The organism is Hydrogenophaga sp., assembly GCF_026125785.1.
Lineage (GTDB): Bacteria > Pseudomonadota > Gammaproteobacteria > Burkholderiales > Burkholderiaceae_C > Hydrogenophaga.
This window is the reverse complement of sequence record NZ_JAHCKL010000046.1, coordinates 1-1,194: the sequence shown is the minus strand read 5'-3', so window position 1 is coordinate 1,194 and position 1,194 is coordinate 1. Positions and strand designations below refer to the sequence as shown.

At 64.6% G+C, this 1,194-nt stretch carries 1 protein-coding gene; it reads left to right on the top strand.

What is annotated here, in order from left to right:
- Window position 1: 1 nt before the first annotated feature.
- Entirely contained in the window at window positions 2-1,192 is a 1,191-nt protein-coding gene (gene tuf, locus KIT53_RS20240; protein ID WP_297756297.1) for an elongation factor Tu, read from the top strand.
- Window positions 1,193-1,194: the final 2 nt, after the last annotated feature.

The window sequence follows — 1,194 nt, the reverse complement described above, 5'->3', positions numbered from 1 at the left end:
AATGGCAAAAGAGAAATTCGAGCGGACCAAGCCGCACGTGAACGTGGGCACGATCGGTCACGTTGACCATGGCAAGACGACGCTGACGGCGGCGATCACGACGGTGCTGGCGTCCAAGTTTGGCGGAGCAGCCAAGGCGTACGACCAGATCGACGCGGCTCCTGAAGAGAAAGCGCGCGGCATCACGATCAACACCGCGCACGTGGAATACGAGACGGCCAACCGCCACTACGCACACGTGGACTGCCCCGGCCACGCCGACTACGTCAAGAACATGATCACCGGAGCCGCCCAGATGGACGGCGCGATCCTGGTGTGCTCGGCCGCAGACGGCCCGATGCCCCAGACCCGCGAGCACATCCTGCTGGCGCGCCAGGTGGGCGTGCCCTACATCATCGTCTTCCTGAACAAGTGCGACATGGTCGACGACGCCGAGCTGCTGGAGCTGGTGGAGATGGAAGTGCGCGAACTGCTGAGCAAGTACGACTTTCCTGGCGACGACACACCGATCATCAAGGGCTCGGCCAAGCTGGCGCTCGAAGGCGACAAGGGCGACCTGGGCGAGCAGGCGATCATGCGCCTGGCCGATGCGCTGGACAGCTACATCCCCACGCCCGAGCGCGCGGTGGACGGCGCGTTCCTGATGCCGGTGGAAGACGTGTTCTCCATCTCCGGCCGTGGCACGGTGGTGACGGGCCGCATCGAGCGCGGCGTGGTCAAGGTCGGCGAGGAAATCGAGATCGTGGGCATCTCGGCCACGCAAAAGACCACCTGCACGGGCGTGGAGATGTTCCGCAAGCTGCTGGACCAGGGACAGGCGGGCGACAACGTGGGCATTCTGCTGCGCGGCACCAAGCGCGAAGAAGTGCAGCGCGGCCAGGTGCTGTGCAAGCCGGGCTCGATCAAGCCGCACACGCACTTCACGGGTGAGGTGTACGTGCTGAGCAAGGACGAAGGCGGGCGTCACACGCCGTTCTTCAACAACTACCGTCCGCAGTTCTACTTCCGCACGACGGACGTGACGGGCTCCATCGAGCTGCCCAAGGACAAGGAAATGGTCATGCCCGGCGACAACGTGTCGATCACGGTCAAGCTGATCGCGCCCATCGCCATGGAAGAAGGCCTGCGCTTTGCCATCCGCGAAGGCGGCCGCACCGTCGGCGCCGGCGTCGTGGCCAAGATCATCGAGTAAGG